The sequence below is a fragment of the Pelagibacterium luteolum genome (assembly GCF_900100665.1).
Taxonomy (GTDB): domain Bacteria; phylum Pseudomonadota; class Alphaproteobacteria; order Rhizobiales; family Devosiaceae; genus Pelagibacterium; species Pelagibacterium luteolum.
The window spans coordinates 122,731-149,037 of sequence record NZ_FNCS01000009.1; the positions used below are offsets into that span (position 1 = coordinate 122,731).

A 26,307-nucleotide genomic window follows, 5' to 3' on the forward strand; every position below is an offset into this window, starting at 1 on the left:
TTGGCCGACCGACCGATGTCGCTATCCCAAAATGAGAATCGCAATTCCTGCGACGGCCATCAGTGCGCCGAGGGCGACCGAGCCCCCGAGTGTCATGGCGTAGATCCCGCCCAGAAGAAGCGGGGCGTGCAGTACGAACGACAGAACGACATGTACGAAGCTGTTGAACGTCCTGACATGCTCTTGTTGATCGCTGTCGTTCTGAACGGGAATAGGGGTTTCGATGGCCGGGTCTATATTGACGAGTTGGGCGTCACTCATGGCGTTAATCCCTCGGTTGGGTGCCTTTAATAAAAACGCTTGGCGGTTCTGCCGGTTCGCCGGCATTAGCGTATCGTTCACATAGGTTTGCCAGCGTCCATTCCGATGCTTGCATCTGATCGAGACTGGTGCTAGCTAGCACGCCGCTGCCGGTATAGCTCAGTTGGTAGAGCATCTGATTTGTAATCAGAGGGTCGCGGGTTCAAGTCCTGCTGCCGGCACCAATAACCCCCTGAAATTGCTAGCTTTTATTTTCGACCCACTGGGGCGACGTCGCACTGGGGCGACATTGGGGCGACCTGTGCGGAATCAATCCCCTTGTGGCTGACGGCCGGCCGGATTATCCTGTGCATGGGCATAGCCCACGAGGTCGCCTGTCTTTGCGGCCGGCAAAGGGTCGCCTCGGCGGCCCCTTTTGTTATCTATGGAGGTCAAAGTGACCCCCTTAGCTTAACTTTCCTTGCACAGTTACCAGGACGGTGGCTTGGGACCATATCGCGAGATATCGATGACCAGCTCAGGGTCAAAACCTTCTATCTCATACCCGTACCCACGCGCATTGCAGACCACCCGCGTCCCATCAACATCGTAATCAAAGCTGGCATGCGTGTGCCCGTGCACCCAGAGGTCGAGATCGAACCGCCCAAAGATATCGCTCATGTCCGAAACGAATGCCGGCGTGATGATATCCCCATTGAACTCGGGCGACACGCTGCCGGGGTGTGGCGCATGATGCGTCACCACCACCGTGCTGCCGTCGAAATCCTGCCGCAGGGTGTCTTCGATAAAGGCTCTCGATTTCAGATGGAGCCGCACAGCATGCCGGGGTGCAAAAAGCTCCATCTCGCCCGAGCGCAGCCCGATCTGGGAATGGTCGGAAAGGATGTTCTTGGCGGCAATCTCAAACCGGCGCCGGGCATGCTCTTCGCCATCGCTATAGAGGTCATAGTCTGTCCACAGGGTCGAGCCGACAAAGCGCGTGCCGGCGATCGTGATGGTGCTGTCGTCGAGCAAGTGGATGCCGAGTTCGGCAGCGCGTTCCATGAGCCTGGGGCGCACATCCAGGATGTCTTCGCCGAAGTAGTCGTGATTGCCCATCACCATCACAACCGGCATGTGTGGAAGGATTTTGCGGGCAATCCATTCTAAGGATCGCTCGGGCGAACCGTCTCCGATATCGCCAGCGATGACCGCGACATCGGCATCGGGGATCGATGACCAGATGATCGGATCGTTGTCGAAATCAGATGGATTGAGATGCAGGTCGCTCAGGGTCCAGAGCTTCATACCTTCAGCCCCACGTCATCGGCATCTTCGGAATCATCAACGCCTAGCTGCTTCTTGGGGTCAGGTGCATGCCCCCGGCGCCACTCGGATGCCGGAAGATCGTCCATGATCTTCTGCAGATCAGGCAGCCTAAGGGGCGTAAAACCGATATTGTCGACGCCGATGTCGAGCGCACGATTGCTCGAGGGCATCGACGAATGCGAATGGCCAAAAAGATGGATGGCGTTGCGGTAGTATCCCGGCCATTCCCGCATTGGATAATGGCAGACAATGATGCGCTGCCCGGCGATGCGGGTATCAAGGATTTCGTGGACGCTTTCCCATCCAAGCTTCAAATGCTTGTTGCGATCGTGATTGCCTCGCACCAGGACCTTTTTCCCGTTAAGCTTATCGAAGATGAACTGGGCCCGCTCGGCGCTGCAAAAGGCAAAATCCCCGCCGTGCACCACGGTGTCCCGCGGCCCGACGACGCTGTTCCAAGCCGTGATCATGGCCGCATCCATCTGAGCTGCAGTCTTGAATGGACGCGCGCAGAAGTCGAGCACGCCCTCGTGCCCGAAATGGGTGTCGCTAATGAAAAAAGTATTATCTCTCATATCCTTGCCTCCTAGATTGCGCGGATCATGCGGCCGGTCGATGCAAGGAACCAGCACCGAGCACCGGCGCGATCCCCTGCTTGATGACTTCGACGACTTCAGCCAGGTCAGGCACCTGCACAGCCCATCTCGAGCTGTCCCGCACCGATCGCCATTGGTCGGCGTTGGCCGCCACGAAATCGGGCCCATAGGTGATGATGTCTTCGACACCATCCGGCAACTCGTCACCAAAGAGCGCAAAGGTGTGCTCGAATGCATGCCGCAGCCGGTCCTGATTGATCGGGCAGCGGGTCACGTAGACATAGAGGTCATAGAAATCGCGCAGCCGAGTATTCGTGCCTGCGTGCCGAACGGCGGCGTGGACCTTATCGGCAATCGAATACTCCACGGGCTGACGCAGGATACGGATCGGCGGCATGCCCGGCAGCAAGGACGGCAGGTCGACGGCGACAAGGCTCTCTTTGAGGCTCTCGTCATAAAACCCGACATCGCATTTGAATTTGAAAATCGCGGTGCCGATTTGAGCCTGGCAAACGATGGCGCCACCGGGGATACCCGTCTCACGGGTGCCGAGGACTTTCAGCGTGTCGAGATCGAACCGCACTCCGTCGTCAGTCGCTGGGACTGACGCCAGGACCTCGCGCATGATGTCCGCAAAATCGTCGAGCGTGCCATCAAAGCCGGAAATTTGGATGTCGACGTCCGTGGTGTGGCGCCCCATCATCGGCTCGACACCCTCGCTGAAGAACATGATCGCGCCCCCTTTTAGGGACGATGTCATGCCGAACCGATCCGCATGCTCCGATTCGAAAATGCGCCTGATGGCACCCTCCAGGGCGAACCGGTGCGTGATCTGATCTGCAGGGCGGCCTGCTTTTGCAGCAGCTGCCTTGAGCTTTGCAAAGCTGCTGAGACCTGCAGGTGTGACGAGTGCTTTATTGGTGCGGCTCATAGTGACATTCCTCTTTCAAGAGTGGCTTGCACGGCTTCGACCTCGGGCTGCAGGTCCTGCCAGCAATCGAAGGTCTTGGCGTACTGATAAAGGGTGGAAACGGGGTCGCCTTCGCCGAGATAGGTCGTCAGCGCGGCGATGGCATGCTGACGGGTGGCCTTGGGCTCGATACGATAAAGGTCCACCACGGTTCTGGCGCGATCGGTCATGCGGATCAGCAAGCCATGGAAATCCTCATGGTCGACGCCCACAGACAAGGTGTCCGGGTTTCGCGACCGTATCAAACGGATGGGTAGGTCACTTCCCCCGACGCCGGTGTGGCCAATCAAGATTTCGGTGGCTGCAGGTGAAGCATCGCAAAGCCCATGGCGCTGGGCAGCGCTCAAGTGCCCGATGACGCCACCAGTCTTGTGGCACACGATCGCATCGTCGAGCTGCTGCTCAACATAGACTTCGGGCGTCACGTAAACGCCCCGGGCTGCACGCAGGATATCACCGCGCTCCAGGGCAGCGGTGATATCGCGCGGATGAACGCCGGCATCGCGGAGTTCGCTTGCTAGCATGATGGGACGGATGGGGAGTGGCTGGATCATTCTTGCACCAATCATTGACGTTGGTTCAAGTTTGCTCCATCTGCATGCAAGGCACAAACCCCGCATGCGAAAAAAATCGACCGGTAAGAGAAACTGCCCGTTTTTGGGCATTATCTCTGAGTGGTCTGAACGTATATCCCAGGTACTTTCGCGTTATCGAGGGCTCAATCGAGCAGCTCGTATTTGGTCCGGCCGCCCATCCGGTTCAGATTGAAATAACCAAGCACCGCAGGCCCAGGACCCTTTTTCCCGCTATAGACATCGTGCAGACTTTGGCGGGTCACGTTCATGCGGCGGGCCAATTCGGCCACGCTGCCGACCTTCTCGATTTCCTTGCGAAGCATCGCGTGCACACCCAGGTCATCGAGGACTTTCGGACCTTGGCGCAGGGTGGCAAGGGCGCGTTCGAATTCAGACCCGAGCTCGCCGGGCATATAAGTGCGGCCATTCAAGTGGATAGGATCGCCAAAGCCGGTGCTCTCAAGCATGAATGCGACGTTCTGGGCCAACTCCAGGGCTTGTGCTACCGATTTCGACATCATGCCGCTCCCTTTGAAAGGAAAAATCCCGATTATAGGCCCCAGCGCCAACGACGCTGGGGCGAGGCGTTGACTTAGTTCAAGGCCTCTTCATCAGGCTTGTCGGCATAGCGGCTGAAGCTGTGCTCACCGAAGGCCTGACGCAGGTTCTTGTGACCTGCGCCGACTGCGAGAGCCTGCGCGACCAGCCATGCGACTTGAGGGACATCCTCAGGCTTCACATCAATGGCGAAACGATCGTCGACGGTCAGCGTGACGACGTCTCCATGCTCGGCCATTTTCAGGCCGTCGATGTAGCAGCCTTCGAGCTGCACAAGCCCATTGACTGGACCAAGCTTGATCGCTTCGACGCGCCAGTTGGTTTCGAGTTCACTCATTGGAAATCTCCGTTGTTGAGTGATGATGCGCCTAAGAGAGACCCCCGGGTCGGCGCATGGCCGGGGGCATGCTGCCCTTCGTCCATCACATCACGCCGCCCCCTTCTTCATCGCATGCTCAGCCTTGCATCCCCGGCAGACCCGATTGTGTGCGCCGGCGGATGCGAATGGGGTCTCGCAGACGAGGCAGATCGCGGGCTTGGGCGCATCCTCCCCATCGCGCAGGCGATTGTATTCCTCGAGCACCGTGAATGCCGTCCTGGTGACACCACGGGCGTCCAGGTTGGCGCGGGCTTGGGCGAGGAGGTTGCTGAAATGCTCTGGCATATGGTCTGCCTCGACCTCAGCCTCGACCTCAGCCTCGACCTCAGCCTCGACCTCGGCCGCCGAGGATACGCCGGCTGAGATCGAAATCAGCCGGCAAATGATCTGCTTTTTGATATCCGTCTCCATCTCTATCTGTTGCATTTTGAGATGCCGCTCGAGGGTGGACTTCATATTGAAACCGGTCATCACATTGATCCCTTCAAAGGCATTTCAAAGCGCTGCATCTCATAGACATCGCCCACGATGACCTGCGACGTCCGATACGTTTTTGTCGGCAGCAGCCGCTTCGCATCCCGCCGCATTTCGGCGTCATATGCCCGCCGCTCTTTGCGCGTCATGCCGTTGGCGGGATCGACCACGCCGGCGATGATCTGCGCGTTCTGCAGCCGGATCATCTCCAGCTTGCGGGCCCTGACCTGCTGCCATTCGGGTGTCTGGCTCATGAGCGGCTTTCCTTCTCGAAGGTAATTGTTGCGTCCGTGACCTCGCCCTCCTGGATGACCTTGCCGTCGACAATGAACTCGACGCGCGCGTTGGTCAGGTGGATGGGCTCGCCATCAGCCTTGTCCGCAAGCTCTTGCCAGGGCAGCCCGCGGATGGTGTTTTTGAATCGTTCGAGGCGCTCCCGGCCACCGACCTCGGCATCGAGCTCTTGCTCCAGTTCGCTGATATCGGCATTGAGAACGTCATCGGCGAGGCTGGAAACCAGCTTGAAAACGGGATCTTCGTCGTGCTGGCTCATGAGCGCGACCTCTTCATCCGCATCGCCTTTAGCTGTTCCGGCGAGATCGGCGGCATCTCCATTTCCATCGTGCTCAATGTCGGCCCGGGTATCGTTGCACCCGGCACAGGCTTCGCCATTTCTTCGGCATGCCTCATCGCTTTCCCCAGTGACGTGACAGCATCCTTCAGCGCATCACCGATCCCATTGAGATTCTTGGCCATCTTCTCTTCAGCAGGCGTGACCTTGCGTGCACCATGGCCGGCCCGTGCCAGGGTCTGCCCGATATCAATGGCCTCATGAGCCTTCAGCGTGATGCTCTGCCCGCGACCGAGCTGCAGGGTGATGACGCCTTCGTCGCCTTGGGCTTCGCTCGACGACACCTTGGCGTAATTGCGATCCTCGACGCCCTTGCCGATGTATGTTTCGGCTTCGTTGCGGATGGTGATGGAGTAGTCTCTGGGGCCGCTCATGCTGCTTCACCCGAGACTTTGACATTGGCGACAGATTCGCCATGGGCGCGAGCCCAGACGCCTTTCAAGCGCGCAGCATCGTCGACACGCGCATTGCGAACGATCTCACCGTCGAGCTTCGTGATCGAGATCCGGCAGCCGGGCCGACCAAATGTGGTGTTCGCGTACTCGATCTTGATGATGAAATCCCGGTACCGGCACGTTTCGATGCACATGAGCAACGCTGGATCTGCCAGCATGCGACGCTCAAAGGTGAAATCGCGAGAATTCCGGATGATCTTCTTCTGGAGATAGTCAGCCAGATCATCGGACGGCAGGTCGGTCACCGTGTCATAAAAGGACTTCTCGGGATCGGGAGCGACCTGCCCCCCAAGAGCCGCGATCACGGCATCGGCCTGCCTGTATGCGCGCACTTTGACCCAGTGATCGTCCGGCAACATTGAAATCGGACCATCCTGCGGACCTGGGGGAGCTCCGGCATCTGAGATAAGCTGCGCAAGGTACCCACGATCCAAGGCCTTGTTCAGCACCGGTTCTTCGCGTTGAGCCTTCTTCAGCTCCAGCTTCGACTTCTTGAGCTGGATGTCGCCATAAGTTGCGTTGCGCAGCGCGACGAGGTCACTGATTTTGACCTCGTGGGAGGTGAGGTCTGAGACGAGTTCGAGCAGCTTCTCGAATTCGTCCATGTAGATGGGCACCACCTTCATGTCGGGCACGTCGCCCAGGTAGAGGTTGATGCCGGTATCGTCCACGGACGCCGAGATCGGGCGCATTTTGGACAGCTGATGGCGGATAATGTGCTTGCGCATTAGAGGGCTCCTGTGAGCTTGAAAATGAAAAGGGCTGCTGTGACCCCCACAATCGAGGCGACGACAATGACGGTCCCCCAGCCGGCGTAACCGCCGAAGGGAAATTCGGGTGGTGGGGCACGCTTGCTCATAGCTCCAGTCCCTCCAGCTCGTCGGCGTGCCGGGTCTCTCGCTCGAGCTCGACGGCGACGGTGTAGAGCTGGGTCAAAGCCGCGGTGACGCTTTGAGCTTCCGTGGTTTCGAGTGACATGAAGCTCTCGAGCAAAAGCTCATGGCACTCACCCATGGTACGCATGTCACCCACGGTGAACCTCTCGAGCACACCCTCGAGCACGACATCGGGCGTATGCCGAACGATGAACTTCACCTTGACATCGGCTGGAGTAAAAAGGGCTGTCACACGCTTCACGCGGGCACGCTCGCGGCGCTTCAATTCCCGCTGCCAGAGCTTTGCCCCGACCACAGCCTCAATGCCCGACAGGCCCCGAACCCGGACGGCGAGTTGCTTGCGCTCGGGACCGCACAGCTCGAACTGCTGTTCACGCTCCACCAGGGTCCACTGGGCACGACCATAAACGCGCTCTACGATACCGTGCTGGACACCCCAATTGAGCAGCTCGCCGAGCCGGAGAGCGTTGAAACGCTCTGAGTACTCTTTGTATGCAATATGCATGTAGCTCTTGAGCGCTCCGGGTATATCGAGCGTGTCCTGACCATCGTAAAGCTTGAGAAGGTCACGGTTCCGGTAGTAGTCCATCTGACCGCGACCCGGGAAAATCTGGTGACCCGGGCGCGTCGCGCGCTGCACGATCTCTTCGGGCGATAGGGTGTAGAGCGGATCGCCGCCCAGAATGATCCGGCTCATGCTGCTTCCCTCCCGAGCTGCGAGACGCCATATTTCCCCACCAGCCACCGTCCAACTTTCACTGCTGCAGCACGGTCGATATCGAGCATTGCCGCGCACCAGTGCCCGGTAGGGCTGTCGGGCTTGTTCCAGCCAATGCCGTTATCGATGGTTGCCCGATCGCTGTCCCGACCCGTCAGCTTTTTGATTGCCTCAATCACTTCGATCTCGGGCCAGTCGACGCCGGGATTGTACTCGCGCTGTGCGCGGCGCAACATTTCCCGAGACTTGGCTTCCGTCTGCTGGACAAGGTCCTTGAGCAGCATCACTTGCGGATGCGTCAGCCCGTCACGATCGGGATCGTCGTGCTGTGCCAGAAGCGAACGCAAGGCACTCTTGCGAACACAGAATTCACCCCATTTGCGCTCGCAATCTCGGGCTGCCTTCACGGCATCCTCGACCATGGCTTTCGCCTTGGCGATGCTCTCCTGCTTTGCCTGCTCGCGCTGGGCTTCCATGCGCTCACGGGCTTCCTGTGCGATCCGTTCGCGCTCGGCACGGGCGGCAGCCGCGTCCTGGCTTTCGAGCACCAGCAAATCCACCTGCAGCTGCACATCGCGCTGGCTGTATTTCGGGGTGAAAACGACAGACCACACCTCGTCATCAGCTTTCGCCGTCTTGATGCCCAAGCGGAAAAGCGAATTCCGGGCGATGCGGTAGACATCCCAGAATTGCTCGGTCGCAGGGGAATGGTACTCGCGACCGGAATCGATGCATGTCCACGACAGCTCGGCGAAAGATGGAGGAAGGATCTGGCTCATGATGCCGCCCCCGCTGCGGCCTTGATCATCGCATCGCGCACATCGTCGACCGACATCGCGACATCGATCGTGCAGTGGTCGGAGTGGATGCGTGTGAACGCACCGTCCGATTCCATAAAGCGGATGGACAGCGGGTCGATTGCGACTTCAAAACGCTTGGTGACCACCTGCTTGATGCGCCACCGACCTTCATACCGGTGCTTGCGGATGGCGATTTCGACGGCTGGAAGTTTCATAAACAGGGGGATGCTCATGCTGCCTCTCCCTCGAGCTTCGCCGCGACCTGGGCAAGGATCTGGTCGACCTAGTTTTCGATGTTGGAAACCTTGCTCGCCCGCTTCTCCAGGGTGCCCCGCCCGTGCCGGTAGTCGTGCACGACATGCCCGGCAGCCAGAGCGAAATGGTTGCGCTCAAGGAGACGAGGAATTGCGCTCGGCGTGACATTATACTTGCGCGCAATGTCGGTCGTTTTGATGCCGGAACGGACCATGGCGATGACGAGCGAAACATGCGGCAGCCGTGGAGCAGGTCCGCGCTTCGTCGGATATTCTATCCCGTGCAGCTTGCAGTGCCGCGCGACGGTGAGTGCGCTGAAACCCAAGGCTTTGGACACGTCGACGAGGCGGGCGCCGTTTGCAAAACGGGCCTGAAGGTCGGACTTCGAAATCTTGGCGGGGGCTGGCATTACGCATTCCCCCGCTTGACCTGGAGATGCTCGCGTAGCTGTTCGAATGCACGCTCTTCGAGCTTCTCGTCGCCAAGGATGGCTGTCGCGATGGCTTCCTCTTGCTCAAGCAGCAGGACGAGCCGGAGCAGCGTCTCAATTGCTGGGTGGGGATTGTCGGATGCCCGGCGCACGATCTCAGCGACTTGCTTCACGCCGGCATCGGTCAGCCCCGCAGGAGTGCCGAGGACGTCGCGGAGCGCGGCGAATGCCAAGCTGAGAACAGTTGTAGGAGTGCCCTGGGGGGCGGTGTCAGTCGTCATTTCAAGAGCCCTCTTGATCTTCTGTCGAACCCCCAACTTCCAGATGTCAATATCGTGGGGCTGGTGGCGTTAGCACCTAGGGTCACCCCATTTTGTGATGTTTGCAATTGATAAAAAACTTTGAAAATCGAAGGACATACGTGTCAACATTGAGTTGTTGCCCTCATATCAGTGAACCTGACGCCAAAGTGCGACAGAGTGTCGCAGGCCATCGGCGTGAGGGGGGCTAGTTCCTTGCCAAGGATTGATATTGATTCGGGCCAAGGATCGATATCCCGATCCATGTGGAGGTGCAGTATGAAAAGTGTTTTGAAAGCCATCGCCAGCGCCCTGGCGGCATTGCCCCGATTCGTTTGGCAGCGTGTCTGCATCGCTGGCGAATGGATATCGCAGCTCATCGCGCTGCCGGCATTGCCCCTTGAAGAGGCCGCGCAAAACGAATCGGGCGAGCGTGCACAGCCAGACGAGCACCTCGATGCAGTTCGCCAGGTCGCGGCCCTGCTTTATAGCGACCGTGTGCCAACACCGGATCTCGTCGGGAAATTGTCGCAACAGGAAATGCTGTGGCTGTCTGCCTGCAATCAGGAGATGCTGCGTTCGATCGCGCGGGCAAAAGACCCTGAGCTGTCGGCGCACATCAAGGGCCGCAAATCGCTCAAGGGCGTGCTTATCAATGACGCCCCGACGATCGCGGAATACCTAAGGGATGGCGAATACGAAAACGCCCCCCAGAATTTGGGACGGCGCTCAAATACGCATAGTCAGCCAGACAGACTGACGATCAGGCCTGGGAGCGATCTCAGGCCTTTTCTATTGGCGGCGATGCTGCCGCGCACGGATCTCAAGCAGTAGATCGATATTGCGCTGCCCACGCTCCACGATCAAATCGCGATTCGAAATGCTGGCATGAGCGAGCTGGCGGCGCAGCCTGACGATCTCGGCGTCACGTGCTTCGATCGCGGCATCGGCATGTGCGGCTTCACGGCGCAGTGCGCTCTGGAAACCCAGTGCCAGGCCAGCTTCTCCATCAGTGAAATGCATGCGCGTTCTCCTTATATTGTCAGCACCTTAGCATAGGTCTGTTGATATTTGACGGATCCGATGTCCAGCATTTTAAGCTCTTTGCCGCTCGTCGAGCGATTTCGTCCGCTTGGCCAACTCTTTGAGGGATGGCCGCTTCCAAAGAGGCGCCATTGTGAGATCGATTCGTTTCCAGGCCCGGCCATGTAGCGGACGATCGGACGTCACCGGCCGCGCGTCGACATCCCATTCCGGCATCGCTTTCCAAAGATCGGTGACAGCTGGCTTCACAAGCTCTTCGTAAATGCGGCTCAAGCTCGTCGACCTGAATTCCTCACCGTCTGCATTGGCCCGAACGACGGTCGCGCGAGATGTATATTGACCGAAAATGGCAGCGGCATCCTCAGCCTGCAGGCGAAGGCAGACGCTCCCCTCTGCGAGCTTGAGCACCCGTTCCCGTTTGCCATCATCATCGGGGGTGGCGAGGACCTCGGATCTTTCCCGTGCCAGCCGCAGCCACAACAATATGCCTGGGATGGTGGATAGCATGCGCAGCTCGTCGACCGGCAGCTTGACGTCCACCCCGTTGTCCTTGAACCGAACCAGGTCCTCCACGAACCGCATGGTGAGTTGGCCAGAAATTATGCCGGCAGTGACCCCTCGCTCGCCTTGCACGTAATCGATTCGTTCGAACGCCGGCGCAAGATATTCGCCTTGGGCTTCATACTGGCAATCTCGGGGCCGGTTCAAAAAACGATGAGCATTATCGAGCCGCACGTTGCACGTCTTTTCGAGCAAGGGCTTCGTGATGCTGAATGCGCCATTGCCATCAGCTTGGCAGATAAGTGCCAATGCCACTCGCATCGATGGCGCCGTCAGTCCCGAGAGGCTCACCCCGTTTGTCAGCCCGAAGGGCGCATCTATCGTCTTGAGAGCCATGCCTACACCTACCCAGAAAATACCTTAAAAGGTAATATGGAGAAGGCCACAGCAAAAGGCAATAGCCCATCCACTTCGGAAAGTTGGGGTTATTATTAAATAGGCTATAAAAACTAGAGCTATCGAGCCCCTTCAAATTCGTTCTGCGTCGCGCCTGGCTGGCGCTCCGCCGCTGTCAATTTCATGTGCGCTGGGCGCGCCTCCGGCGCTCAAAACCACAGATTGAGATAGCTTGGAATTTGACTTTGAAATGAAGCCGCATCCTTCGCTACGCTCGGAGGGTGTCGACGCTGCGCGTCTCCGGGCCTTGCTCGATATCGAATACATGCGAGTCGACGAACAGGGCGCGGGAGCGCAGCGACCCATCATCATAGATGAGAGCGGCCCCGGTGCTTCTGGGGATGATGGGGACACGTCACAGGGACTTGTCCCTTGCATCACATTGCCGGATCATGCGGGTTCACCTTGGGAAGATGGACCATTGCCATGGCAAAAACACTGGCTGAGCGGCGTAGATATGACAGGGATCGGAAGCGCAGGCAGCGCCAGGCGCGGCGTGAAGCCGGCGTGCCATCGGTGTCAACATTGAACGCGGCGATTGCCGAAGGGCTTGCCTTTGCCATGCGGAGTGCGGATCGGAGCCAGTGGGGCGCTGGCAAGCAGCCGGTGGACCTGGCGGACATCTTTCAGACTGCGCAGCGGATTCTCGTCAACAGACACCGGTGCAATCCCGACCACGTGAGGGAGGCCCTCAAGAGAGCCGCCAGCCCCAGACCAGAGCATGGCTGGCCGTCTTATACCCAATCGATGACGTCCCCCGATGATGGCCGGCAGCACCATTGATTTCGATGGCTGGATATTGGGACGTGTCCGCAGGGTGCATATTCGACACCCCCGTTACTCCCTCAGGACACGACGCGGGGTGGTAACACTTTTCTAGAAGTGGTGTCGGTGCTTGTGCCTTGCGTCCATATCCGGTATATTCTGGGGGTCCGCGAATAGTAGTCGCAGCATTCAGAGGGCAGGCTTTTCCAGGGCCTGCCCTCACCCTTTTTCCTCAAAGATTTGGGATTTTGCGCACCCGGCGAAGGGAGCGCTCAATGGCACTACGTGTTAATCTTCAATTAACGCGTAGTGGTCTGAAGCATCGAAAATGACCCGTACAAGTAAAGTGAAGCTAATAAACGTTAACTTCACTTTGGCCGGTGGGCCGGAAGACGGACGAGCGTTCAGCCCCGGATACCCGGCAGCTTTGCGCCCCCATCTTGGTCATTTCGCCTAGCTTGGCGCTTTTCTGAAAGCTGACCGCCGCACAGTTTGTAGTGACGTTTCAATTCGACTTGGCCGATGCCAGGACCGGCGAAGCTATCGATGAAGAAAGCGGCCATCCGCTACTGAACGTCGCCTGCTTCATAGTCCAGTTTCGGGCGCCCCACCCATTCCAAAACCGCAATGGGCGGCTTTTGTCCTCATCACTTTGCTTCTTCTCCGGGCTGGGCTTAGACCGCGTGATCGAGTCACAGTGTTAAAATATGCCGCCTTTACAAAGGGGTCCTTTGAGTAGCTCAAACATAGTTCCAAGGAGAACTGTGAGGGGTCTAGGTATTATTTTGCCATCCTCGACAGGGTTGGTTCAGGCCGCTCGACCCGTGGTAGATTCTGGAAATGCCCGATCGTCTTCAGCAAATTTCGGTAAATGAGGATGCAATCGTTACCCGGAGCCGGTAGACAATTTATCTGAAAGCGCTTACAGAGCCAATTAGATAACGGCGTGGAGGAGTTTTGTAGTGGTTGGAGGATTTGATAGTGCGGCATTTGAAGGCGCCCTGGACGTGCTCGCGCGAAAAACGCGCGAAGATGAAGCAAGCATTGGCGCCAAATTTCCCTATGTGACCAACCCTGACGGGTCATGGGATCTGCTCTATGCCTCTCAATCTGCTGGATATAGCGGCGAGAATTGGAGCCACGGAAACTGGTTCTGCGGCTTCTGGGTGGGTCTGCTGTTGATCGGTTCACTGCATAAAGGCGACCAAGAACTGCAAAGCCTCGCCCTGGAGCGGATGAATCTTGTAGCTCCGCGCGCAAAGGATCCCAATACCCATGATATCGGGTTCATTTTCCTCTCAAGCGCTTTGCCAGCCCATCACATAACGGGCGATGATGCATGGGCAGATGTGGGGCTCGAAGCCGCCCGTCAACTTCGTGCCCGCCTCGTCAGAACCGACCACGGCGCGTATATTTCCTCATGGGGTCCGCACAACGACGAACGGGGTCGCCGCAGTTCCGCGATCGACACCATGGCCAATCTTCCGCTCCTGTACTGGGCGGCAGAGGTGTCTCATGACAATAGCTTTCTTGTTGCGGCTGAACTGCATGCCCAGGCGACAGAGAGGGCTTTCATACGCGACGATCTATCTACCGTGCATGCAGTCAATTTCAACCTGCCGTCGGGCACTGTAAAAGACGCCTATACCTTCCAAGGCTACGCCGATGACAGTTGCTGGTCGCGAGGGCAGGGCTGGTCCATATTGGGTATGGCAGAAACAGCAAGATACACGCGCTCGATACGATATCTTGATCTCGCCCACTCGCTTGCCGATCACTTTTTAGCTCGGCTTGGCAAAGCGAGTGCAGCACCTTGGGATTTTGATGATCCAGCAGGTGCCGATGCAACTCTCGACACGGCAGCGTCGGCCATCGTTGCGAACGCATTGATTCAAATCGCTTATCTTGAGCCCGATGCTCAAGTCGCCCAGTCTCGGCTCAGGCAAGCTGCAGATCTGCTCGAGCGCCTGTGTCGTGATCATCTGGCACATGACGAGCAACGTGGTCTTTTAAAGCATGGCTGCTACTCAAAGCCCCACGGCATTGGCCCCGATGCGGCAGTGCTTTTCGGCGACTATTATTTTGCCGAAGCACTATTGATGTTCCTTAAACCGGGAGCGCTCAGAGCATTGCCCGAACGCTTGGCCGCGCGCGAGAAGTGACCTGATGATTGTCCTGAAATACACAGAAGATGGGGCAATTGCTCGACTTGGCCTCAACAACCCGCCACTTCATATTCTAACCAATCAAGTGCGTCAGGCTCTTTTTGATGCAGTTGCAAGAATCGAGGCAAACCCCGACGTTAGAGTGGTCATTATCGAGTCAGTGAATGGCCGTGCGTTCTCGGTTGGATCCGACATTAAAGAGTTCCCTGTCGACCAATTGGGCGGCGTCGCAAAAATACGGTTTGAGCAGTATCTGCTCGATCGGATCGAACGGTTACCTGCCGTTACCATAGCCAAACTAGACGGCCCGGCCTTGGGTGGCGGAGCCGAATTGATGCTCGCTTGCGATTTCCGGATCGCCTCGTCGCGCACCAAAATCGGCTTTCCTGAAATCCTGCTTGGCGCATTGCCTGCCGCAGGTGGTATGAAACGCCTTTTGCGAGACCTCGGCCCACAGCGCGCAAAGGAACTTGTTTTGCTTGGTGAGCCGATCGATGCCTCGCGGGCTTATGATATCGGCTTAATCAACAAAGTGGTCGATCCTGACACCCTTGAAGGGGAAGTGATAGCGCTTGCTAGTCGGCTTGCCTTATTGCCCGCAAGCGCCATTAGGCAGGCTAAGCGTGTGCTGGGCGCTGGTAACGGCACTGACAATATCGATACACTTGAAGCCGAAGCATTTGGCGCGCTCTTTGAAAGCTCGGATTTGCCCGAGGGCCTATCGGCATTTCTCCAAAAGCGCAGCCCTGACTTTAATCAGAAATAGGACGGTTTCGGCCCGCGATCCAACGTCCGGGCCACCTCGGATTGTTAGTCCTTAGCAATTATTATGGCGTCAAGGGGAAGCCGGTTTGGCCGGGGTGAGGCTGTCGAACCGCGTATCGAGAGCGATGTCTCAACAATTGTATTTGTCTGTGCCTTGGCGCCATTGAGCTCATCAAGCATGCGTTGGGCGGCAAGTCGTCCAATTTCGCTCGCAGGTACGGAAATCGTGGTCAGTGCGGGGGTGAGATAGTTTGCCAGTTCTAGCCCGTCATATCCCGCAATCGAAACGTCCTCGGGTACAGAAAGTCCTATAGATCTGGCGCGAGCCATGGCACCTACAGCTATCAGATCGGTTGTACAGACAATCGATGAGGTCAAAGGTGCCTGTTTTACGATGGCATCCAGGCCATCTCCGCCAGCCTGCATCGAGTATGGAATCTCAAAAACTTCATGCAGCGTGACCTGCTGATTGTAGTCCTTGAGGCAGCTCAAAATTCCATCACGCCGGGCGCGAACGCGATCATTGTTTTGCACCGGGGATGTGAGGATGGAAAAATGGGTGTGCCCGCTTTCGACAAGATACTTTGTCATGTCGTAGCTCGATGAAAAGTTGTTCACCCCGACCGCTGGAAACTCTTCCGCCGCTTCGTGAACGAAAGTGATAATTACCGGGCACGAAAATTGGCGCAAAAGTTTGCGCGCTTCGGGCAATCGCTCGTTGCCCACAAGAACCAGCCCATCGACGCCGTGAGCTAAAAGAGACTCAATCTCCTGGAGCTCCTTGGCGGGGTTGTATTGGGAATTGGCGACTAAAAGGCGGTACCCGTCTTCTCCCAACCGGTCCTGCATGGACTCAACGCCCCGCGCGAAGATCGAAATTCCCAACGTGGGGACAACGACCCCCACTGAACGGGTTCTATTGGATGCCAAGGCACGCGCCGCCCCATGAGGGACATAGCCGAGCGCTCGCGTGGCTTTAAGGACCTTTTCGCGCAGTTCAGCCGTCACGATTGCAGGCGTATTGAGAACACGCGATACCGTTGCAACCGATACGCCGGCGAGCGTCGCGACATCTGCGAGAGACGGCTTCTTGTTCAAAGTATGCAATCCTGTAACCGTTTCCGGATTTCCGAGTTTGTCACAGATTAGCACCGGAAACCCTCAAATGCATGGGAAGAAAGTATAATTTGGGGATTCTCAAAAAGCTTTTGACATGCTCACTTACTAAACCTAGTCTGAAAGCGCTTTCAGAGGGGCGCTGCCATGGTGAGGCGTTGAAGCGGGAGGAGAAAATATGGGCTGGAGTGGTGTATTTCCTGCACTCACAACCAAAATGGGCGAGGATGGCTCGCTTGATCTCGATTGGACCCAGAAAAGTGCCGATAGGCTCATTAAAGCGGGCGTATCGGGGCTGATCGTTCTGCCAATGCTAGGCGAGACAGCGGCGCTCAGCGCGTCTGAGCGCGAAACCATCGTTCGCGGCGTCGCCGAAGTCGTTAATGGCCGGGTTCCGATGTTGTCTGGCCTTATCGCGAGCGAAACCGCTCAGGCCAAGCAAATGGCAGTCAGTCTCAGAGACTGGGGTGCAGACGGATATATGGTATTCCCAAGCCTTGGGTATAAAACCGATCCGCGCGAAACAGCACAGTGGTACCGCAACATCGCTGCGGCCACCGACCGCCCCATCATGATCTACAACAATCCCATCGCCTATGGTGTCGATGTAACGCCAGAAGTGCTCGCCGATCTCGCCGATATTCCTGAGATTGTTTGCATCAAGGAAGAGACGGGAGACGTGAGGCGCGTAACCGATCTTTTTGTAGAGTTCGGCGACCGGTTTTCGATCTTTTGTGGCGTGGATGACCAGATACTTGAAAGCGTGAGTCTTGGCTCAACGGGATGGGTGTCCGGCATGACCAATGTCTGGCCCGACCATTGCGTCGAGCTGTTCAATCTTTGCCGGGCGACCGACCTCGACCGAGCACGTCATCTGTATCGGCTTTTAACCCCCCCATTCCATCTAGATACGCACGTTAAACTTGTCCAATACATCAAGCTTGCCGAGCACCTTGAGTATGGAGCCCCCGAGTGGGTCCGGCCACCGCGTCTGCCGCTCGAGGGCGCAGAGCGTGAGATGGTCAGGTCCATCATCGAGACCGCTAAATCCAATTTAGCCTAACGGCCATCGAAAGGCTTCTGGGAGGAGACCAATGCGCGCCATCAGCAGGATAGCCGACAGGATCAATACCCTGATTGCCGCGATAGTCGGCATGATGCTGGCGATCTCGACAATCGCGGTTTTCGCTCAGATCATGGTGCGGTTCGCGTTGCCAAAACTTGGCATCATCATTGCGGCACCCTGGACCGAGGAGGTGGCGCGCTACTTTATGGTCTGGGTGGTCTTTCTCGGCGTGGCCGTTCTCTTGCGAACCGGTCGGCTCATCGCAGTCGAGATCGTGATCTTCATGGCTCCTCCGCGCATAGCCAATATCGTCAAACTGGGAGCCGTTGCAGTATGCCTTTTGTTTTTCGGCATTGTTGCTGCGATCGGCTTTGACTGGGTTGCGATGAGCGCGATCGAGGTGGCGCCAGTTATGCGGATCCCAATGAACTGGGTTTATCTCTCGATGCCGGTCGGCGCTTTGATCGCCATCGCCAACCTTATCATTTTTGCCATGGAAATCATCGTCGGCAGCCGTCAAGCGGCTGGCGAGGGTGTCGAGGCGGTGGAGTAGCGCCATGATGCTAGCAAGCGTGATGTTGGGACTGCTGGCGCTTCTCGCCATCTCGGTCCCGGTCGGGGTGGCAATTGGGCTCATATCCTTTGCGGGCCTCTGGTCCAAAGGTCTTCCGCTGATCGCGGCATCTCAAGCTGTATTCGAGAGCCTTGACAGCTTTTCGCTGATGGCCGTGCCGTTCTACATCCTGGCCGGTGGCGTGATGCAGGTCGGCGGCATCTCGCAACGGCTGGTCAATTTTGCGAACGCTTTGGTTGGTTGGGTGCGCGGCGGATTGGGTGCCGCCGCGGTCCTTACAAGCCTTATGTTCTCGACGATATCGGGCTCTTCGTCTGCAACGACTGCCGCAGTCGGCTCAACGACCATTCCTGCCATGGTCAAAAAGGGCTATCCAAAAAACTATGCCGCTGCGCTCGTCGCAGCGTCGGGCGAATTAGGGGTCATCATTCCCCCCTCGCTGCCGATCATTATTTATGGGCTGGTCATGAACCAGTCGATTGCAACACTGTTTCTCGCGGCCATAATACCTGGCCTGATCATCGGGGCCAGCTTGATCGTAACCTCGATCGCCGCCGCTTATGTTCAGGGGTTCGACACGGTGGTGCGGGTGCATCCGGTGGAATGGCTGAAAAATGCACTCATAGCCGGATGGAAAGCCCTGTTCGCGCTCCTGATGCCGGTTATCATCCTTGGCGGAATATATTCGGGAGCATTTACCCCAACTGAAGCGGCAGTCGTCGCGGTCGCTTATGGACTGGTGGTGAGCCTGTTTATCTATCGCGAGCTGACGTGGCGTGATCTCGGACCGATCTTTGTGCGCTCGGCTCTCATATCGGCTGGTATCTTGCTGATTGTCGCCTTCGCGTCGGCACTGGCTTTCCTGCTCACCATCAGTCAAATCCCTCAGCAAATCGGTCTTTGGCTCGGTTCACTGACCGACAATCCGCTGGTCTTCCTTCTCATTGTTAATGTCCTGCTACTGGTGGTGGGGATGTTCATGGAGACCTTGGCGGCGATTATCATTCTCGCGCCTATCTTGGGGCCGATCGCCTCGAACTACGGCATCGACCCGATTCACTTTGGCATCATCATGATCGTCAATTTGGCGGTCGGCATGGTGACGCCGCCGGTCGGCGTCAATCTCTTTATTGCCTGTGAAGTCGCTGGCATCCGGCTCGATCAGATTATCAAGCCACTTTTGCTCTTTCTCGCCGTGCTCGTCTTCAACATCTTCTTGTTGTCATACGTGCCGGCACTCTCGCTCGTCTTCGTTCAATAGGTCAAAAAAGGGAGGTACCTATGAATATTCTGAAGTCGCTTGCACTGAGTTCAGTGTTTATTTCACTACCCTCGCTCGCATCAGCGCTCGACATCACGTTCGGCCACACCTTGGCGCTCGACAGTCACTATCAAGTAGCCGCCGAAAAGTTCAAGGAAGTCGTGGAAGCTGGCAGCGACGGCGAACTGACTGTTTCTATATTTCCCCAGAGCCAGCTCGGCGGTGAAGTGCGGATGATTCAGTCGGCTCGCACGGGATCGATTGGCGCGTTCATCACTGCAGCGCCACCGCTCGAAAATACGCTTCCAGAATTCGGCGTCTTTTCGCTTCCATATCTGTTTGACTCGGTCGATCAGGCCAATGGTGTTCTGCAGGGACCTGTAGGGGATATGTTTCTTGAAAAACTGTCGTCTGCCGGCATGGTCGGAATGAACTTTTTCTCCGTCTTTGAGCGCAGTGTTTTTGGAACCAGTCCTGTGAACTCTGTCCAGGACATGCAGGGACTCAAGATCCGCGTTCTTCAGGGCCCGGGCTTTATCGAAACTTATGATGCGTTAGGCGCTCAATCGACTCCGATGGCCTACAGTGAAGTCTTCGTGGCGCTGCAAAACGGCGTTGTCGATGGTGCTGAAGCCTCGCCGGAGCAGGTAGTCCAGGACAGGTTTGTTGAAGTAATCGATAACTTCAGCATGACCAAGATCCATTACATGCCGTCGATGCTGGTCATGTCGGATGTTATCTTCAATCAGCTGACACCCGAGCAGCAAGAACTCGTCCGAGAAGCTTCGGCTCAAGCCCGCGATGCCTCTCTCGAAGCGTACAAACAGACTTATGCAGACGCGCTGGTTACGCTCGAAGAGAGCGGGGTCGCGATCAACGAGCCTGATCTTGCCGAGTTTCAGGACGCAGCGCTGGCGCTGTGGCCACGGCTGCTGGAAGGCATTCCAGATGGCGAAGCCAACCTCGAACTCATCCAAGAGCAGCTTTAGTAGCTGAGATGGTACGTCGGTCGGTTTGAACCGACCGACGTGGCCCATTGTAACTTCCGACCACACATGGATGATCATGGATATCGACAGCGAAATGCGCCTCGTCCGCGAGGCCACGCGAGCCTTTGTGGCGGATGCTGTGCGTCCCGCCGCCGCAGCGATCGACCGGGACGACAAATTCTTCTTCGAGCTCTATCGACAGATGGGTGAGATGGGCCTTTTGGCGATGACGCTGCCCGAGGTGTTTGGTGGATTGGATGCCACGACGCTTGCCTGGGCAATGGTCCAAGAGGAACTGGCTAAGGGCTCAGCCGCCGTCGCCGATGCGCAGATGGTCAATAAACTCATGTGCGATGCCATTCTGTCGAATGGCAGCGAAGCGCTCAAACAAGATCTGCTGCCACGCATGGGGAGAGGCGAGATCATATGCGCTATTGCTCAAACCGAAGCCGATGCCGGTTCGGACGTCTCTGCAATTCGCACCACTGCCCGCCCTGTTGAGGGCGGGTACCTACTCAACGGAACCAAGCAATTTATTACTTTTGCCGGCGTTTGTGACTTGGCCATTGTTGTCGCAAGCAGCGATTTGAGGCTCGGGAAGGGCGGCATTGGACTGTTTCTGGCGAGCGCCGACAGTGAGGGGTTTATTCGCGGCTCTAAGACGCCTGTCATGGGTGTTAAGGGGCTTGCTACGGGTGAGCTCGTCTTTAGCGACTGTTTTGTAGCCGACAGCCATGTGCTAGCCGCACCAGGGCAGGGGCTCAAAAAGGCGCTAACGTCTTTAAATTCGGGCCGGATCGGGATGGCAGCGCAGTCGGTCGGGATGGCCCAGGCCGCTTTTGATCTGGCGCTTACATACTCCAAAGAGCGCAAGGCATTTGGTGCACCAATCGCCAATTTACAGGCGATCCAGTTCATGTTGGCCGAGATGTCCACATCCATCGAAGCTGCAAGGCTGATGACCCATCGCGCCGCCAAAGCGCGAGACCTGAGTGCCACGCCGATACGCCAGGCGGCGGAAGCCAAGCTCTTTGCCAGCGAGATAGCAGCAAAGGTCGTCGACCAAAGCGTCCAGATCCATGGCGCCTATGGCTATTCGACCGAGGCTGAGGTCGAAAGAATCTACAGGGACATTCGCGTCTATCGCATCTGGGAAGGCACCAGCCAAATCCAGAAACTGGTCATTGCACGCCAATTGCTGTCCGGGGATGCCAGCCCATCATAGCCAACCAGTGAGCATGATCGAATTTTACTAACATGGACATCCCGCAATGACTTATTCAGACAGTTCAAATTCCGCACTTCCGCTCGAAGGCATGCGCGTTCTTAGCTTTTGCCATTACCTCCAGGGGCCTGCTGCTGCTCAATATTTGGCGGACATGGGTGCCGACGTCATCAAGGTCGAACCGACCAAAGGCGCCTTTGAGCGCCACTGGGCCGGTGCCGAAGCATTCATTGACGATGTGAGCGCGTTTTTCCTCAGCGCCAATCGCAATAAACGTTCCTTGGCTCTGGATCTCAAAAATCCCGACAGCGCAGAGATTTTGGAAAAGCTCATCGCTACAGCGGACGTTATTCTTGAAAACTACCGTCCCGGCGTGATGGATCGGCTGAAGCTCGGCTATGAAGCGGTGGCCAAGATCAAACCTGACATCATATATGTCTCGGCAACCGGTTTTGGGGCCGATGGTCCGTTGCGCGACAGACCAGGGCAGGATTTGCTCATCCAAGCGCGTGCTGGCCTAATCAGCGCGAGCGGGTCTGAACCGACAGCCACGGGGTTTGCCGTCGTCGATCAGCACGGGGCCGCGTTGCTAGCGATGGGGATCGCCGCTGCATACGCAGGGAAGTTGAAAACCGGCAAGGGAACGCGGATCGAAAGCAGCCTCTTTAACGCGGGCATTGACCTCCAGACCGAGTCCCTTACCCTTTATTACTCGTCCGGCCAGTCAGCCAAAGCGTTCGAGCGGCACCCCAATGTGGGCACATGGTTCCATGAAGCCCCATACGGTGTCTATGCTCTCAACGATGCTTATGTTGCAATTTCCCTCAATCCAGTGGCGCGCATAGCCGAGGCTTTAAGCAGCGCATCGATCTCGGAAGTTGCAAGCAAAAATGCCTATAAGGACCGCGATCTTGTCGCCGCTACAGTCGCAAAGGAGCTCCAGTCTTGGCGCTTTGAGGACTTGGCAAAAGCCTTTGACGCGGCAGGCGTCTGGTATGAGCGCGTATCGAACTACGACGATCTGAGATTCGATCCCCAAGCCCTGCACAACGGCGTTTTTAGCACGCTTGCATTGAAAGGTGGGGACGCCACCTTGGTGAACCACCCGCTCAAGTACGATGGCAGAGTTCCCGAAATGCGCATGCCTCCCCCGGGCCTCGGAGAGCATTCCCAATCCATCCTGTCCGATCTGGGATTTAGCGCAGACCAGATCGGTCAATTTACAACGTCGGGCGCCGTCGTTACCGGCCAACCCTTGGAATAATTCCATTACGCGAGATCTTCGATGAACAACATCAATGCCGAACTTGGAGAAACTGTCCGGTTCTCAAAAACTGTTTCCGAAAGTGACGTCTATCTCTTCGCCGGCATCACAGGAGACTTGGGCGGCAACCACGTTGACGCCGAGTTCATGCGCACATCCAAATTTGGCCAGCGCATCGCGCATGGCGCATTGATCATCGGCTTTATGTCGACGACGTCGACGATGCTAATTGAACGGTGTCTAGCGCGTGGCGTGGAGTCGACGCCCGTCTCTTTGGGCTATGATCGCATCAGAATGCTGGCGCCCGTTTTGTTCGGCGACACAGTCACCGTGCACTACGAAATCATTGAGGTCGATCGTGATCGTCTGAGGACGAAAGCCAAAATCGAGGTTTTCAATCAGCGCAAGGAGTTGGTCACCGTCGGTGAGCACATCTTGAAATGGGTGCCGCGTGAGGTCGAGGCGTGATGATTGCGTCCACGACTGTACCCGCATCAAACTTTGTCATCCCTCTACCTGAGGAAGGTGTTTTTCTTGGCCGCGTCAAGCTGGCCGATGGGGGATATCCGCGGGTTGTGACGGTGCGCGAAGGCAAGGTGCTCGACATCACCGCCAAGGCCGCGCCGACCGTGCGCGATATTTGCGAGATGGACGATCCGGCAGGCTATGTGGCTTCGGTCGAGGGTAAGGCCGTTGCCGATCTCGATGCGTTTCTGGCCGGGACGGCCGAAGGGGTGGAATTGCTCTCGCCGGTCGATCTTCAGGCGGTCAAGGCATCGGGTGTGACGTTCGTCGTCAGCCTGCTCGAGCGGGTGATCGAGGAGCAAGCCAAGGGCGACGCCGGTCGTGCCGATCAACTGCGTGGGGAAATTCTCGAACTTATCGGGGAAGATCTGTCGCAGCTGGTTCCGGGGTCGGAACAGGCCATGGCGGTCAAGGCCAAGCTTGTCGAAAAGGGTGTCTGGAGCCAGTACCTCGAAGTCGGCATCGGGCCGGACGCCGAAATCTTTACCAAGTGCCAGCCAATGGCCAGCGTCGGGCATGGCGCTGAGGTCGGGTTGCATCCGATTTCGACCTGGAACAACCCCGAGCCGGAAGTGGCCGTAGTGGTTTCGTCCAAGGGCAGGATTGTGGGCGTGACGCTGGGCAACGACGTCAATTTGCGCGACGTAGAAGGGCGCTCTGCGCTGCTCCTGGGCAAGGCGAAGGATAACAATGCGTCCGCCGCGCTAGGGCCGTTTATCCGGTTGTTCGATGATGGATTTTCGCTTCAGGACGTAAAAGAGATGGAGATCGGGCTCGAGGTTCGGGGCGAGGACGGGTTCGTTCTCGACGGGTCGTCGTCGATGAGCCAGATTTCGCGCACGCCCGAAAGCCTTGTGGCCGCAGCGATCGGAGATCATCATCAATATCCTGACGGGTTAGTGCTGTATCTAGGGACGATGTTCGCGCCGGTCCAGGACCGCGACGGGGCGGGCAAGGGGTTTACCCACAAGCTCGGCGACGTGGTGACGATCTCGACGCCGACCCTCGGCGCTTTGGTCGCTACAGTGCGACATTCGACAGGGTGCCGAGCATGGACCTATGGCACGCGGGCGTTGATGACCGATTTGGCCAAAGCGGGTTTGATCTAGCGCCGCTGTCAGCAATTGCAACTTTTCGACCGACTTTGCCCCTGGCGATCGGGGCACAAAATCTCTTTGTGTTGCGTCAAGGGCTCAAGGAGAGCACGTCGGCCGCAACGGTGTCGGATGCTGGATGTCGGCTTTCTCCAATTCCTCGCCAAAACCGGACTGACCGCAATCGGCCCCCAATGCGCCGTCCCATTGTAATGGAGAATCCCCCAGCGGATGACTTGATTGGGTTGGGGAGCGGACGAGCGCATGTTCAGGAAACCGCTGCAGCCACCATTTGGTCCACAAGGTCATTCTTTGAAACCTGGACGGAGGTGTAGGGGCGCCCCCTGCGCGGCCAATGTTACGAGGTCGGACATCGTGATGGCCTTAGCCCTATTATATCGCGGATACGCCGACCCGAGAACTCGTCGGATACTACACGCCCGGGCCCCGACAGGTTTAATCAAGCACACGTCGATTCTAGGATGGCGTCACTTTCATCGGTCTAGGTTACAGTCGGTCTACTGTAACATTGCCGGTCGAGAATATGCCCCTCGTGAAGACATATCCAGAATGCCTGCAGCGTCCTTGCAAGGGCGGGCTCTTGCAGTCAAGAACCGAACCAAGTTTGCAGCTGATCGAGACGCAGTATGCCGATCTCGGTCACGCGCATACCAGTGTGCGTGGAGATCAAGGGGGACAAATAGATGTGATCGTCGGCAAAGATTTCAGTTCCGGGCGAATATCTGTGATGGCGTGACGCGCTGCGGACATACACCGGGCACGATGTGACAGCAGTAATTTCCTCCGGAGAGAGCGGCACCTTTTTGGCACTTGTGGTGACGCGTTTTTTCTCTGCGATCGCAAGAGGCGGTGGTTGATAGTTGTAGAGGCGCCTATTGTGGCCATGGCGAACTATCCGGGCGATCGCGCCCAAGTAATTGGAGTTGAGTGTTGCTGGCCCAAGTCGTGGATAGGAGTACCCAAGGCGAGCTTTTCGCGAGTGAAGGCGACGAGGTTCTCTGGACTCTTGGTCCCTCGCTGCAAGGGGATGAACTGGACGAATTCGTAGAGTTCATCCCAGAGCCGTAGTGGAATCTCAGGCACAAGCATGGTTTGGACCTGCGGGCACAGATCCTCGAATAACCGAACCGCACGCCTGATATTGGTTTGGTCGTCCGAGCCGGTGCCTCCGCCGTCCCTCTTGAAGTAGTCATCCATGAGGCCCCGCAACGTCGGGATGACATCGCTTTGCTTAGTTCCATTCGACACACTCGGCACAGGCTCAGACGCCGGGGCTGCAGAAGGCGGAAGCGATAGGATGCTATCGTCGATCTGCGATTGGAATAGAGGAGCCTCCCCGACCTTAGTCGTGGCGGGATTGAACAGGGGCTCTCCGGCATCACGTTCTCCCCGCTGGTCGTGAAGGGCTTCACCCTGGACCGTAGCGTGGTTGAAGTGAACCAGCTCTTGGTAGATGCCGTCGAGATTTTCGCCCAGATTCAACTCTTGGCGCGCACGACGAATGATCTTGGCCCCGGCGCTGCCAAAGCGCGACGGCGTATCAGGTCAGCTCCAGTTGTTGATTGCCGTTGAGATCTGACCCGGTACTGAGGGATTTTTCCACTGAGATTTGACCCATGTTTGAACGCTATCCTGCTCGTTTTGGGCAGGAGATTGAGGAGTGTTGGACATGGCGTTTTTGAGCGTTATCCGGCGCTGGCATTTCCGGGACGGGTTTTCGATCCGGGAGATTTCGCGGCGCACAGGTCTGTCCCGTAATACTATTCGCAAATATCTTCGGTCCGATACGGTTGAGCCGAAGTTCAAGGTGCCCGAGCGGCCGAGCAAGATCGATCCGTTTGCCGAGAAGCTGTCAGGCTGGCTGAAGGCTG

33 protein-coding genes, 1 tRNA gene and 1 pseudogene are annotated in these 26,307 nt (G+C 57.2%); 14 read left to right on the plus strand and 21 right to left on the minus strand.

From position 1 onward, the window contains the following. Positions 1-21 precede the first annotated feature (21 nt). On the minus strand, positions 22-261 hold the full coding sequence (locus tag BLR31_RS14400) for a hypothetical protein (protein ID WP_090597390.1): 240 nt from the start codon (positions 259-261) through the stop codon (positions 22-24). Between the two features lie 148 nt (positions 262-409). Between BLR31_RS14400 and BLR31_RS14405 the strand changes: the two genes are divergently transcribed. Further along, positions 410-485, plus strand: a tRNA-Thr gene (locus BLR31_RS14405). Between the two features lie 244 nt (positions 486-729). Here the strand turns inward: BLR31_RS14405 and BLR31_RS14410 are convergent. The 17 genes from BLR31_RS14410 to BLR31_RS14485 all read right to left on the minus strand — a co-directional run bounded on the left by BLR31_RS14410 (position 730) and on the right by BLR31_RS14485 (position 9,587). Beyond that, positions 730-1,548: a metallophosphoesterase gene (locus BLR31_RS14410; RefSeq protein WP_090597391.1), complete on the minus strand. Its 819-nt coding sequence runs from the start codon at positions 1,546-1,548 to the stop codon at positions 730-732. Further along, positions 1,545-2,144 (minus strand): metallophosphoesterase family protein, encoded by a 600-nt coding sequence (locus BLR31_RS14415; protein WP_090597392.1) that lies wholly within the window; start codon positions 2,142-2,144, stop codon positions 1,545-1,547. Before BLR31_RS14415 ends, BLR31_RS14410 begins: the two co-directional genes overlap by 4 nt. 25 nt (positions 2,145-2,169) lie before the next feature. Next, the gene (locus BLR31_RS14420) at positions 2,170-3,096 is read right to left on the minus strand and encodes a nucleotidyl transferase AbiEii/AbiGii toxin family protein (RefSeq protein WP_090597393.1); all 927 of its coding nucleotides are present in this window, start codon (positions 3,094-3,096) and stop codon (positions 2,170-2,172) included. Then, entirely contained in the window at positions 3,093-3,689 is a 597-nt protein-coding gene (locus BLR31_RS14425; RefSeq protein ID WP_090597394.1) for a type IV toxin-antitoxin system AbiEi family antitoxin domain-containing protein, read from the minus strand. Before BLR31_RS14425 ends, BLR31_RS14420 begins: the two co-directional genes overlap by 4 nt. A 164-nt stretch (positions 3,690-3,853) precedes the next feature. Continuing rightward, entirely contained in the window at positions 3,854-4,231 is a 378-nt protein-coding gene (locus BLR31_RS14430) for a helix-turn-helix domain-containing protein (protein WP_090597395.1), read from the minus strand. A 71-nt stretch (positions 4,232-4,302) separates the two neighbouring features. After that, a complete protein-coding gene (locus tag BLR31_RS14435) occupies positions 4,303-4,605 on the minus strand; it encodes a hypothetical protein (RefSeq protein WP_090597396.1) in 303 nt (100 codons plus the stop codon). 90 nt (positions 4,606-4,695) lie between these two features. Next, positions 4,696-5,118: a hypothetical protein gene (locus BLR31_RS14440; protein ID WP_090597397.1), complete on the minus strand. Its 423-nt coding sequence runs from the start codon at positions 5,116-5,118 to the stop codon at positions 4,696-4,698. After that, a complete protein-coding gene (locus tag BLR31_RS14445; protein WP_090597398.1) occupies positions 5,118-5,375 on the minus strand; it encodes a hypothetical protein in 258 nt (85 codons plus the stop codon). The genes BLR31_RS14440 and BLR31_RS14445 overlap by 1 nt, the downstream gene beginning before the upstream one ends. Further along, entirely contained in the window at positions 5,372-5,674 is a 303-nt protein-coding gene (locus BLR31_RS14450; RefSeq protein WP_090597399.1) for a hypothetical protein, read from the minus strand. Before BLR31_RS14450 ends, BLR31_RS14445 begins: the two co-directional genes overlap by 4 nt. Next, the gene (locus tag BLR31_RS14455) at positions 5,671-6,126 is read right to left on the minus strand and encodes a hypothetical protein (protein ID WP_090597400.1); all 456 of its coding nucleotides are present in this window, start codon (positions 6,124-6,126) and stop codon (positions 5,671-5,673) included. The genes BLR31_RS14450 and BLR31_RS14455 overlap by 4 nt, the downstream gene beginning before the upstream one ends. Further along, positions 6,123-6,935, minus strand: a complete 813-nt coding sequence (locus BLR31_RS14460; RefSeq protein ID WP_090597401.1) for a hypothetical protein — start codon at positions 6,933-6,935, stop codon at positions 6,123-6,125. The genes BLR31_RS14455 and BLR31_RS14460 overlap by 4 nt, the downstream gene beginning before the upstream one ends. Beyond that, a complete protein-coding gene (locus BLR31_RS22200) occupies positions 6,935-7,066 on the minus strand; it encodes a hypothetical protein (RefSeq protein WP_280139127.1) in 132 nt (43 codons plus the stop codon). The genes BLR31_RS14460 and BLR31_RS22200 overlap by 1 nt, the downstream gene beginning before the upstream one ends. Continuing rightward, positions 7,063-7,800 (minus strand): hypothetical protein, encoded by a 738-nt coding sequence (locus BLR31_RS14465; RefSeq protein WP_090597402.1) that lies wholly within the window; start codon positions 7,798-7,800, stop codon positions 7,063-7,065. The genes BLR31_RS22200 and BLR31_RS14465 overlap by 4 nt, the downstream gene beginning before the upstream one ends. After that, positions 7,797-8,600, minus strand: a complete 804-nt coding sequence (locus BLR31_RS14470; protein WP_090597403.1) for a hypothetical protein — start codon at positions 8,598-8,600, stop codon at positions 7,797-7,799. Before BLR31_RS14470 ends, BLR31_RS14465 begins: the two co-directional genes overlap by 4 nt. Further along, positions 8,597-8,854, minus strand: coding sequence for a hypothetical protein (locus tag BLR31_RS14475; protein ID WP_090597404.1), 258 nt, complete (start codon positions 8,852-8,854; stop codon positions 8,597-8,599). Before BLR31_RS14475 ends, BLR31_RS14470 begins: the two co-directional genes overlap by 4 nt. Positions 8,855-8,904: 50 nt before the next feature. Beyond that, complete coding sequence (locus BLR31_RS14480; protein ID WP_090597405.1) at positions 8,905-9,285, minus strand: hypothetical protein; 381 nt, start codon at positions 9,283-9,285, stop codon at positions 8,905-8,907. Next, entirely contained in the window at positions 9,285-9,587 is a 303-nt protein-coding gene (locus tag BLR31_RS14485) for a hypothetical protein (protein ID WP_090597406.1), read from the minus strand. The genes BLR31_RS14480 and BLR31_RS14485 overlap by 1 nt, the downstream gene beginning before the upstream one ends. 309 nt (positions 9,588-9,896) lie before the next feature. On the opposite strand from BLR31_RS14485, the gene BLR31_RS14490 reads away from it, so the two are divergent. Further along, positions 9,897-10,439 carry a hypothetical protein gene (locus tag BLR31_RS14490; RefSeq protein WP_143009398.1) on the plus strand — a complete coding sequence of 181 codons (543 nt, stop codon included), beginning with the start codon at positions 9,897-9,899 and terminating at the stop codon, positions 10,437-10,439. Here the strand turns inward: BLR31_RS14490 and BLR31_RS14495 are convergent. Together BLR31_RS14495 and BLR31_RS14500 are read right to left on the minus strand one after the other, a co-directional pair. Further along, positions 10,398-10,628 carry a hypothetical protein gene (locus tag BLR31_RS14495; RefSeq protein WP_090597408.1) on the minus strand — a complete coding sequence of 77 codons (231 nt, stop codon included), beginning with the start codon at positions 10,626-10,628 and terminating at the stop codon, positions 10,398-10,400. The genes BLR31_RS14490 and BLR31_RS14495 overlap by 42 nt on opposite strands. 72 nt (positions 10,629-10,700) lie before the next feature. Beyond that, complete coding sequence (locus tag BLR31_RS14500; protein ID WP_090597409.1) at positions 10,701-11,546, minus strand: hypothetical protein; 846 nt, start codon at positions 11,544-11,546, stop codon at positions 10,701-10,703. 486 nt (positions 11,547-12,032) lie between these two features. Here BLR31_RS14500 and BLR31_RS14505 point away from each other — a divergent pair, with 486 nt between their 5' ends. The 3 genes from BLR31_RS14505 (at position 12,033) to BLR31_RS14515 (ending at position 15,302) form a co-directional block, all read left to right on the plus strand. Next, positions 12,033-12,389: a hypothetical protein gene (locus BLR31_RS14505; protein ID WP_090597410.1), complete on the plus strand. Its 357-nt coding sequence runs from the start codon at positions 12,033-12,035 to the stop codon at positions 12,387-12,389. A gap of 944 nt (positions 12,390-13,333) precedes the next feature. Next, the gene (locus BLR31_RS14510; protein WP_090597411.1) at positions 13,334-14,533 is read left to right on the plus strand and encodes a glycoside hydrolase family protein; all 1,200 of its coding nucleotides are present in this window, start codon (positions 13,334-13,336) and stop codon (positions 14,531-14,533) included. A 4-nt stretch (positions 14,534-14,537) separates the two neighbouring features. Further along, complete coding sequence (locus tag BLR31_RS14515) at positions 14,538-15,302, plus strand: enoyl-CoA hydratase/isomerase family protein (RefSeq protein ID WP_090597412.1); 765 nt, start codon at positions 14,538-14,540, stop codon at positions 15,300-15,302. A gap of 44 nt (positions 15,303-15,346) precedes the next feature. On the opposite strand, the gene BLR31_RS14520 is transcribed toward BLR31_RS14515, so the two are convergent. Beyond that, positions 15,347-16,453: a LacI family DNA-binding transcriptional regulator gene (locus tag BLR31_RS14520; protein ID WP_090597413.1), complete on the minus strand. Its 1,107-nt coding sequence runs from the start codon at positions 16,451-16,453 to the stop codon at positions 15,347-15,349. 142 nt (positions 16,454-16,595) lie between these two features. Here BLR31_RS14520 and BLR31_RS14525 point away from each other — a divergent pair, with 142 nt between their 5' ends. The 9 genes and pseudogenes from BLR31_RS14525 to BLR31_RS14575 form a co-directional block, all read left to right on the plus strand. Beyond that, the gene (locus BLR31_RS14525) at positions 16,596-17,480 is read left to right on the plus strand and encodes a dihydrodipicolinate synthase family protein (RefSeq protein ID WP_090597414.1); all 885 of its coding nucleotides are present in this window, start codon (positions 16,596-16,598) and stop codon (positions 17,478-17,480) included. Positions 17,481-17,511: 31 nt separating this feature from the next. Continuing rightward, a complete protein-coding gene (locus BLR31_RS14530) occupies positions 17,512-18,036 on the plus strand; it encodes a TRAP transporter small permease (RefSeq protein ID WP_090597415.1) in 525 nt (174 codons plus the stop codon). Between the two features lie 4 nt (positions 18,037-18,040). Next, on the plus strand, positions 18,041-19,318 hold the full coding sequence (locus tag BLR31_RS14535) for a TRAP transporter large permease (protein ID WP_210183936.1): 1,278 nt from the start codon (positions 18,041-18,043) through the stop codon (positions 19,316-19,318). 20 nt (positions 19,319-19,338) lie between these two features. Then, positions 19,339-20,307 (plus strand): TRAP transporter substrate-binding protein, encoded by a 969-nt coding sequence (locus tag BLR31_RS14540; protein WP_090597416.1) that lies wholly within the window; start codon positions 19,339-19,341, stop codon positions 20,305-20,307. A 76-nt stretch (positions 20,308-20,383) separates the two neighbouring features. Then, complete coding sequence (locus tag BLR31_RS14545; protein ID WP_176762681.1) at positions 20,384-21,532, plus strand: acyl-CoA dehydrogenase family protein; 1,149 nt, start codon at positions 20,384-20,386, stop codon at positions 21,530-21,532. 46 nt (positions 21,533-21,578) lie between these two features. Continuing rightward, complete coding sequence (locus tag BLR31_RS14550; protein ID WP_090597418.1) at positions 21,579-22,796, plus strand: CaiB/BaiF CoA transferase family protein; 1,218 nt, start codon at positions 21,579-21,581, stop codon at positions 22,794-22,796. 21 nt (positions 22,797-22,817) lie between these two features. Continuing rightward, positions 22,818-23,264, plus strand: coding sequence for a MaoC family dehydratase (locus BLR31_RS14555; protein ID WP_090597419.1), 447 nt, complete (start codon positions 22,818-22,820; stop codon positions 23,262-23,264). Then, positions 23,264-24,430, plus strand: coding sequence for a fumarylacetoacetate hydrolase family protein (locus tag BLR31_RS14560; RefSeq protein WP_090597420.1), 1,167 nt, complete (start codon positions 23,264-23,266; stop codon positions 24,428-24,430). The genes BLR31_RS14555 and BLR31_RS14560 overlap by 1 nt, the downstream gene beginning before the upstream one ends. Before the next feature lie 1,675 nt (positions 24,431-26,105). Further along, positions 26,106-26,307 (plus strand): annotated as a pseudogene (locus BLR31_RS14575) (IS21 family transposase); the annotation flags it as partial.

Coding starts and splice junctions, on each gene's coding strand:
- BLR31_RS14400 (WP_090597390.1), bottom strand. CDS start 261: ATGAGTGACGCCCAACTCGTCAATATAGACCCGGCCATCGAAACCCCT.
- BLR31_RS14410 (WP_090597391.1), bottom strand. CDS start 1,548: ATGAAGCTCTGGACCCTGAGCGACCTGCATCTCAATCCATCTGATTTC.
- BLR31_RS14415 (WP_090597392.1), bottom strand. CDS start 2,144: ATGAGAGATAATACTTTTTTCATTAGCGACACCCATTTCGGGCACGAG.
- BLR31_RS14420 (WP_090597393.1), bottom strand. CDS start 3,096: ATGAGCCGCACCAATAAAGCACTCGTCACACCTGCAGGTCTCAGCAGC.
- BLR31_RS14425 (WP_090597394.1), bottom strand. CDS start 3,689: ATGATCCAGCCACTCCCCATCCGTCCCATCATGCTAGCAAGCGAACTC.
- BLR31_RS14430 (WP_090597395.1), bottom strand. CDS start 4,231: ATGATGTCGAAATCGGTAGCACAAGCCCTGGAGTTGGCCCAGAACGTC.
- BLR31_RS14435 (WP_090597396.1), bottom strand. CDS start 4,605: ATGAGTGAACTCGAAACCAACTGGCGCGTCGAAGCGATCAAGCTTGGT.
- BLR31_RS14440 (WP_090597397.1), bottom strand. CDS start 5,118: ATGACCGGTTTCAATATGAAGTCCACCCTCGAGCGGCATCTCAAAATG.
- BLR31_RS14445 (WP_090597398.1), bottom strand. CDS start 5,375: ATGAGCCAGACACCCGAATGGCAGCAGGTCAGGGCCCGCAAGCTGGAG.
- BLR31_RS14450 (WP_090597399.1), bottom strand. CDS start 5,674: ATGAGCCAGCACGACGAAGATCCCGTTTTCAAGCTGGTTTCCAGCCTC.
- BLR31_RS14455 (WP_090597400.1), bottom strand. CDS start 6,126: ATGAGCGGCCCCAGAGACTACTCCATCACCATCCGCAACGAAGCCGAA.
- BLR31_RS14460 (WP_090597401.1), bottom strand. CDS start 6,935: ATGCGCAAGCACATTATCCGCCATCAGCTGTCCAAAATGCGCCCGATC.
- BLR31_RS22200 (WP_280139127.1), bottom strand. CDS start 7,066: ATGAGCAAGCGTGCCCCACCACCCGAATTTCCCTTCGGCGGTTACGCC.
- BLR31_RS14465 (WP_090597402.1), bottom strand. CDS start 7,800: ATGAGCCGGATCATTCTGGGCGGCGATCCGCTCTACACCCTATCGCCC.
- BLR31_RS14470 (WP_090597403.1), bottom strand. CDS start 8,600: ATGAGCCAGATCCTTCCTCCATCTTTCGCCGAGCTGTCGTGGACATGC.
- BLR31_RS14475 (WP_090597404.1), bottom strand. CDS start 8,854: ATGAGCATCCCCCTGTTTATGAAACTTCCAGCCGTCGAAATCGCCATC.
- BLR31_RS14480 (WP_090597405.1), bottom strand. CDS start 9,285: ATGCCAGCCCCCGCCAAGATTTCGAAGTCCGACCTTCAGGCCCGTTTT.
- BLR31_RS14485 (WP_090597406.1), bottom strand. CDS start 9,587: ATGACGACTGACACCGCCCCCCAGGGCACTCCTACAACTGTTCTCAGC.
- BLR31_RS14495 (WP_090597408.1), bottom strand. CDS start 10,628: ATGCATTTCACTGATGGAGAAGCTGGCCTGGCACTGGGTTTCCAGAGC.
- BLR31_RS14500 (WP_090597409.1), bottom strand. CDS start 11,546: ATGGCTCTCAAGACGATAGATGCGCCCTTCGGGCTGACAAACGGGGTG.
- BLR31_RS14505 (WP_090597410.1), top strand. CDS start 12,033: ATGGCAAAAACACTGGCTGAGCGGCGTAGATATGACAGGGATCGGAAG.
- BLR31_RS14515 (WP_090597412.1), top strand. CDS start 14,538: ATGATTGTCCTGAAATACACAGAAGATGGGGCAATTGCTCGACTTGGC.
- BLR31_RS14525 (WP_090597414.1), top strand. CDS start 16,596: ATGGGCTGGAGTGGTGTATTTCCTGCACTCACAACCAAAATGGGCGAG.
- BLR31_RS14530 (WP_090597415.1), top strand. CDS start 17,512: ATGCGCGCCATCAGCAGGATAGCCGACAGGATCAATACCCTGATTGCC.
- BLR31_RS14535 (WP_210183936.1), top strand. CDS start 18,041: ATGATGCTAGCAAGCGTGATGTTGGGACTGCTGGCGCTTCTCGCCATC.
- BLR31_RS14540 (WP_090597416.1), top strand. CDS start 19,339: ATGAATATTCTGAAGTCGCTTGCACTGAGTTCAGTGTTTATTTCACTA.
- BLR31_RS14545 (WP_176762681.1), top strand. CDS start 20,384: ATGGATATCGACAGCGAAATGCGCCTCGTCCGCGAGGCCACGCGAGCC.
- BLR31_RS14550 (WP_090597418.1), top strand. CDS start 21,579: ATGACTTATTCAGACAGTTCAAATTCCGCACTTCCGCTCGAAGGCATG.
- BLR31_RS14555 (WP_090597419.1), top strand. CDS start 22,818: ATGAACAACATCAATGCCGAACTTGGAGAAACTGTCCGGTTCTCAAAA.
- BLR31_RS14560 (WP_090597420.1), top strand. CDS start 23,264: ATGATTGCGTCCACGACTGTACCCGCATCAAACTTTGTCATCCCTCTA.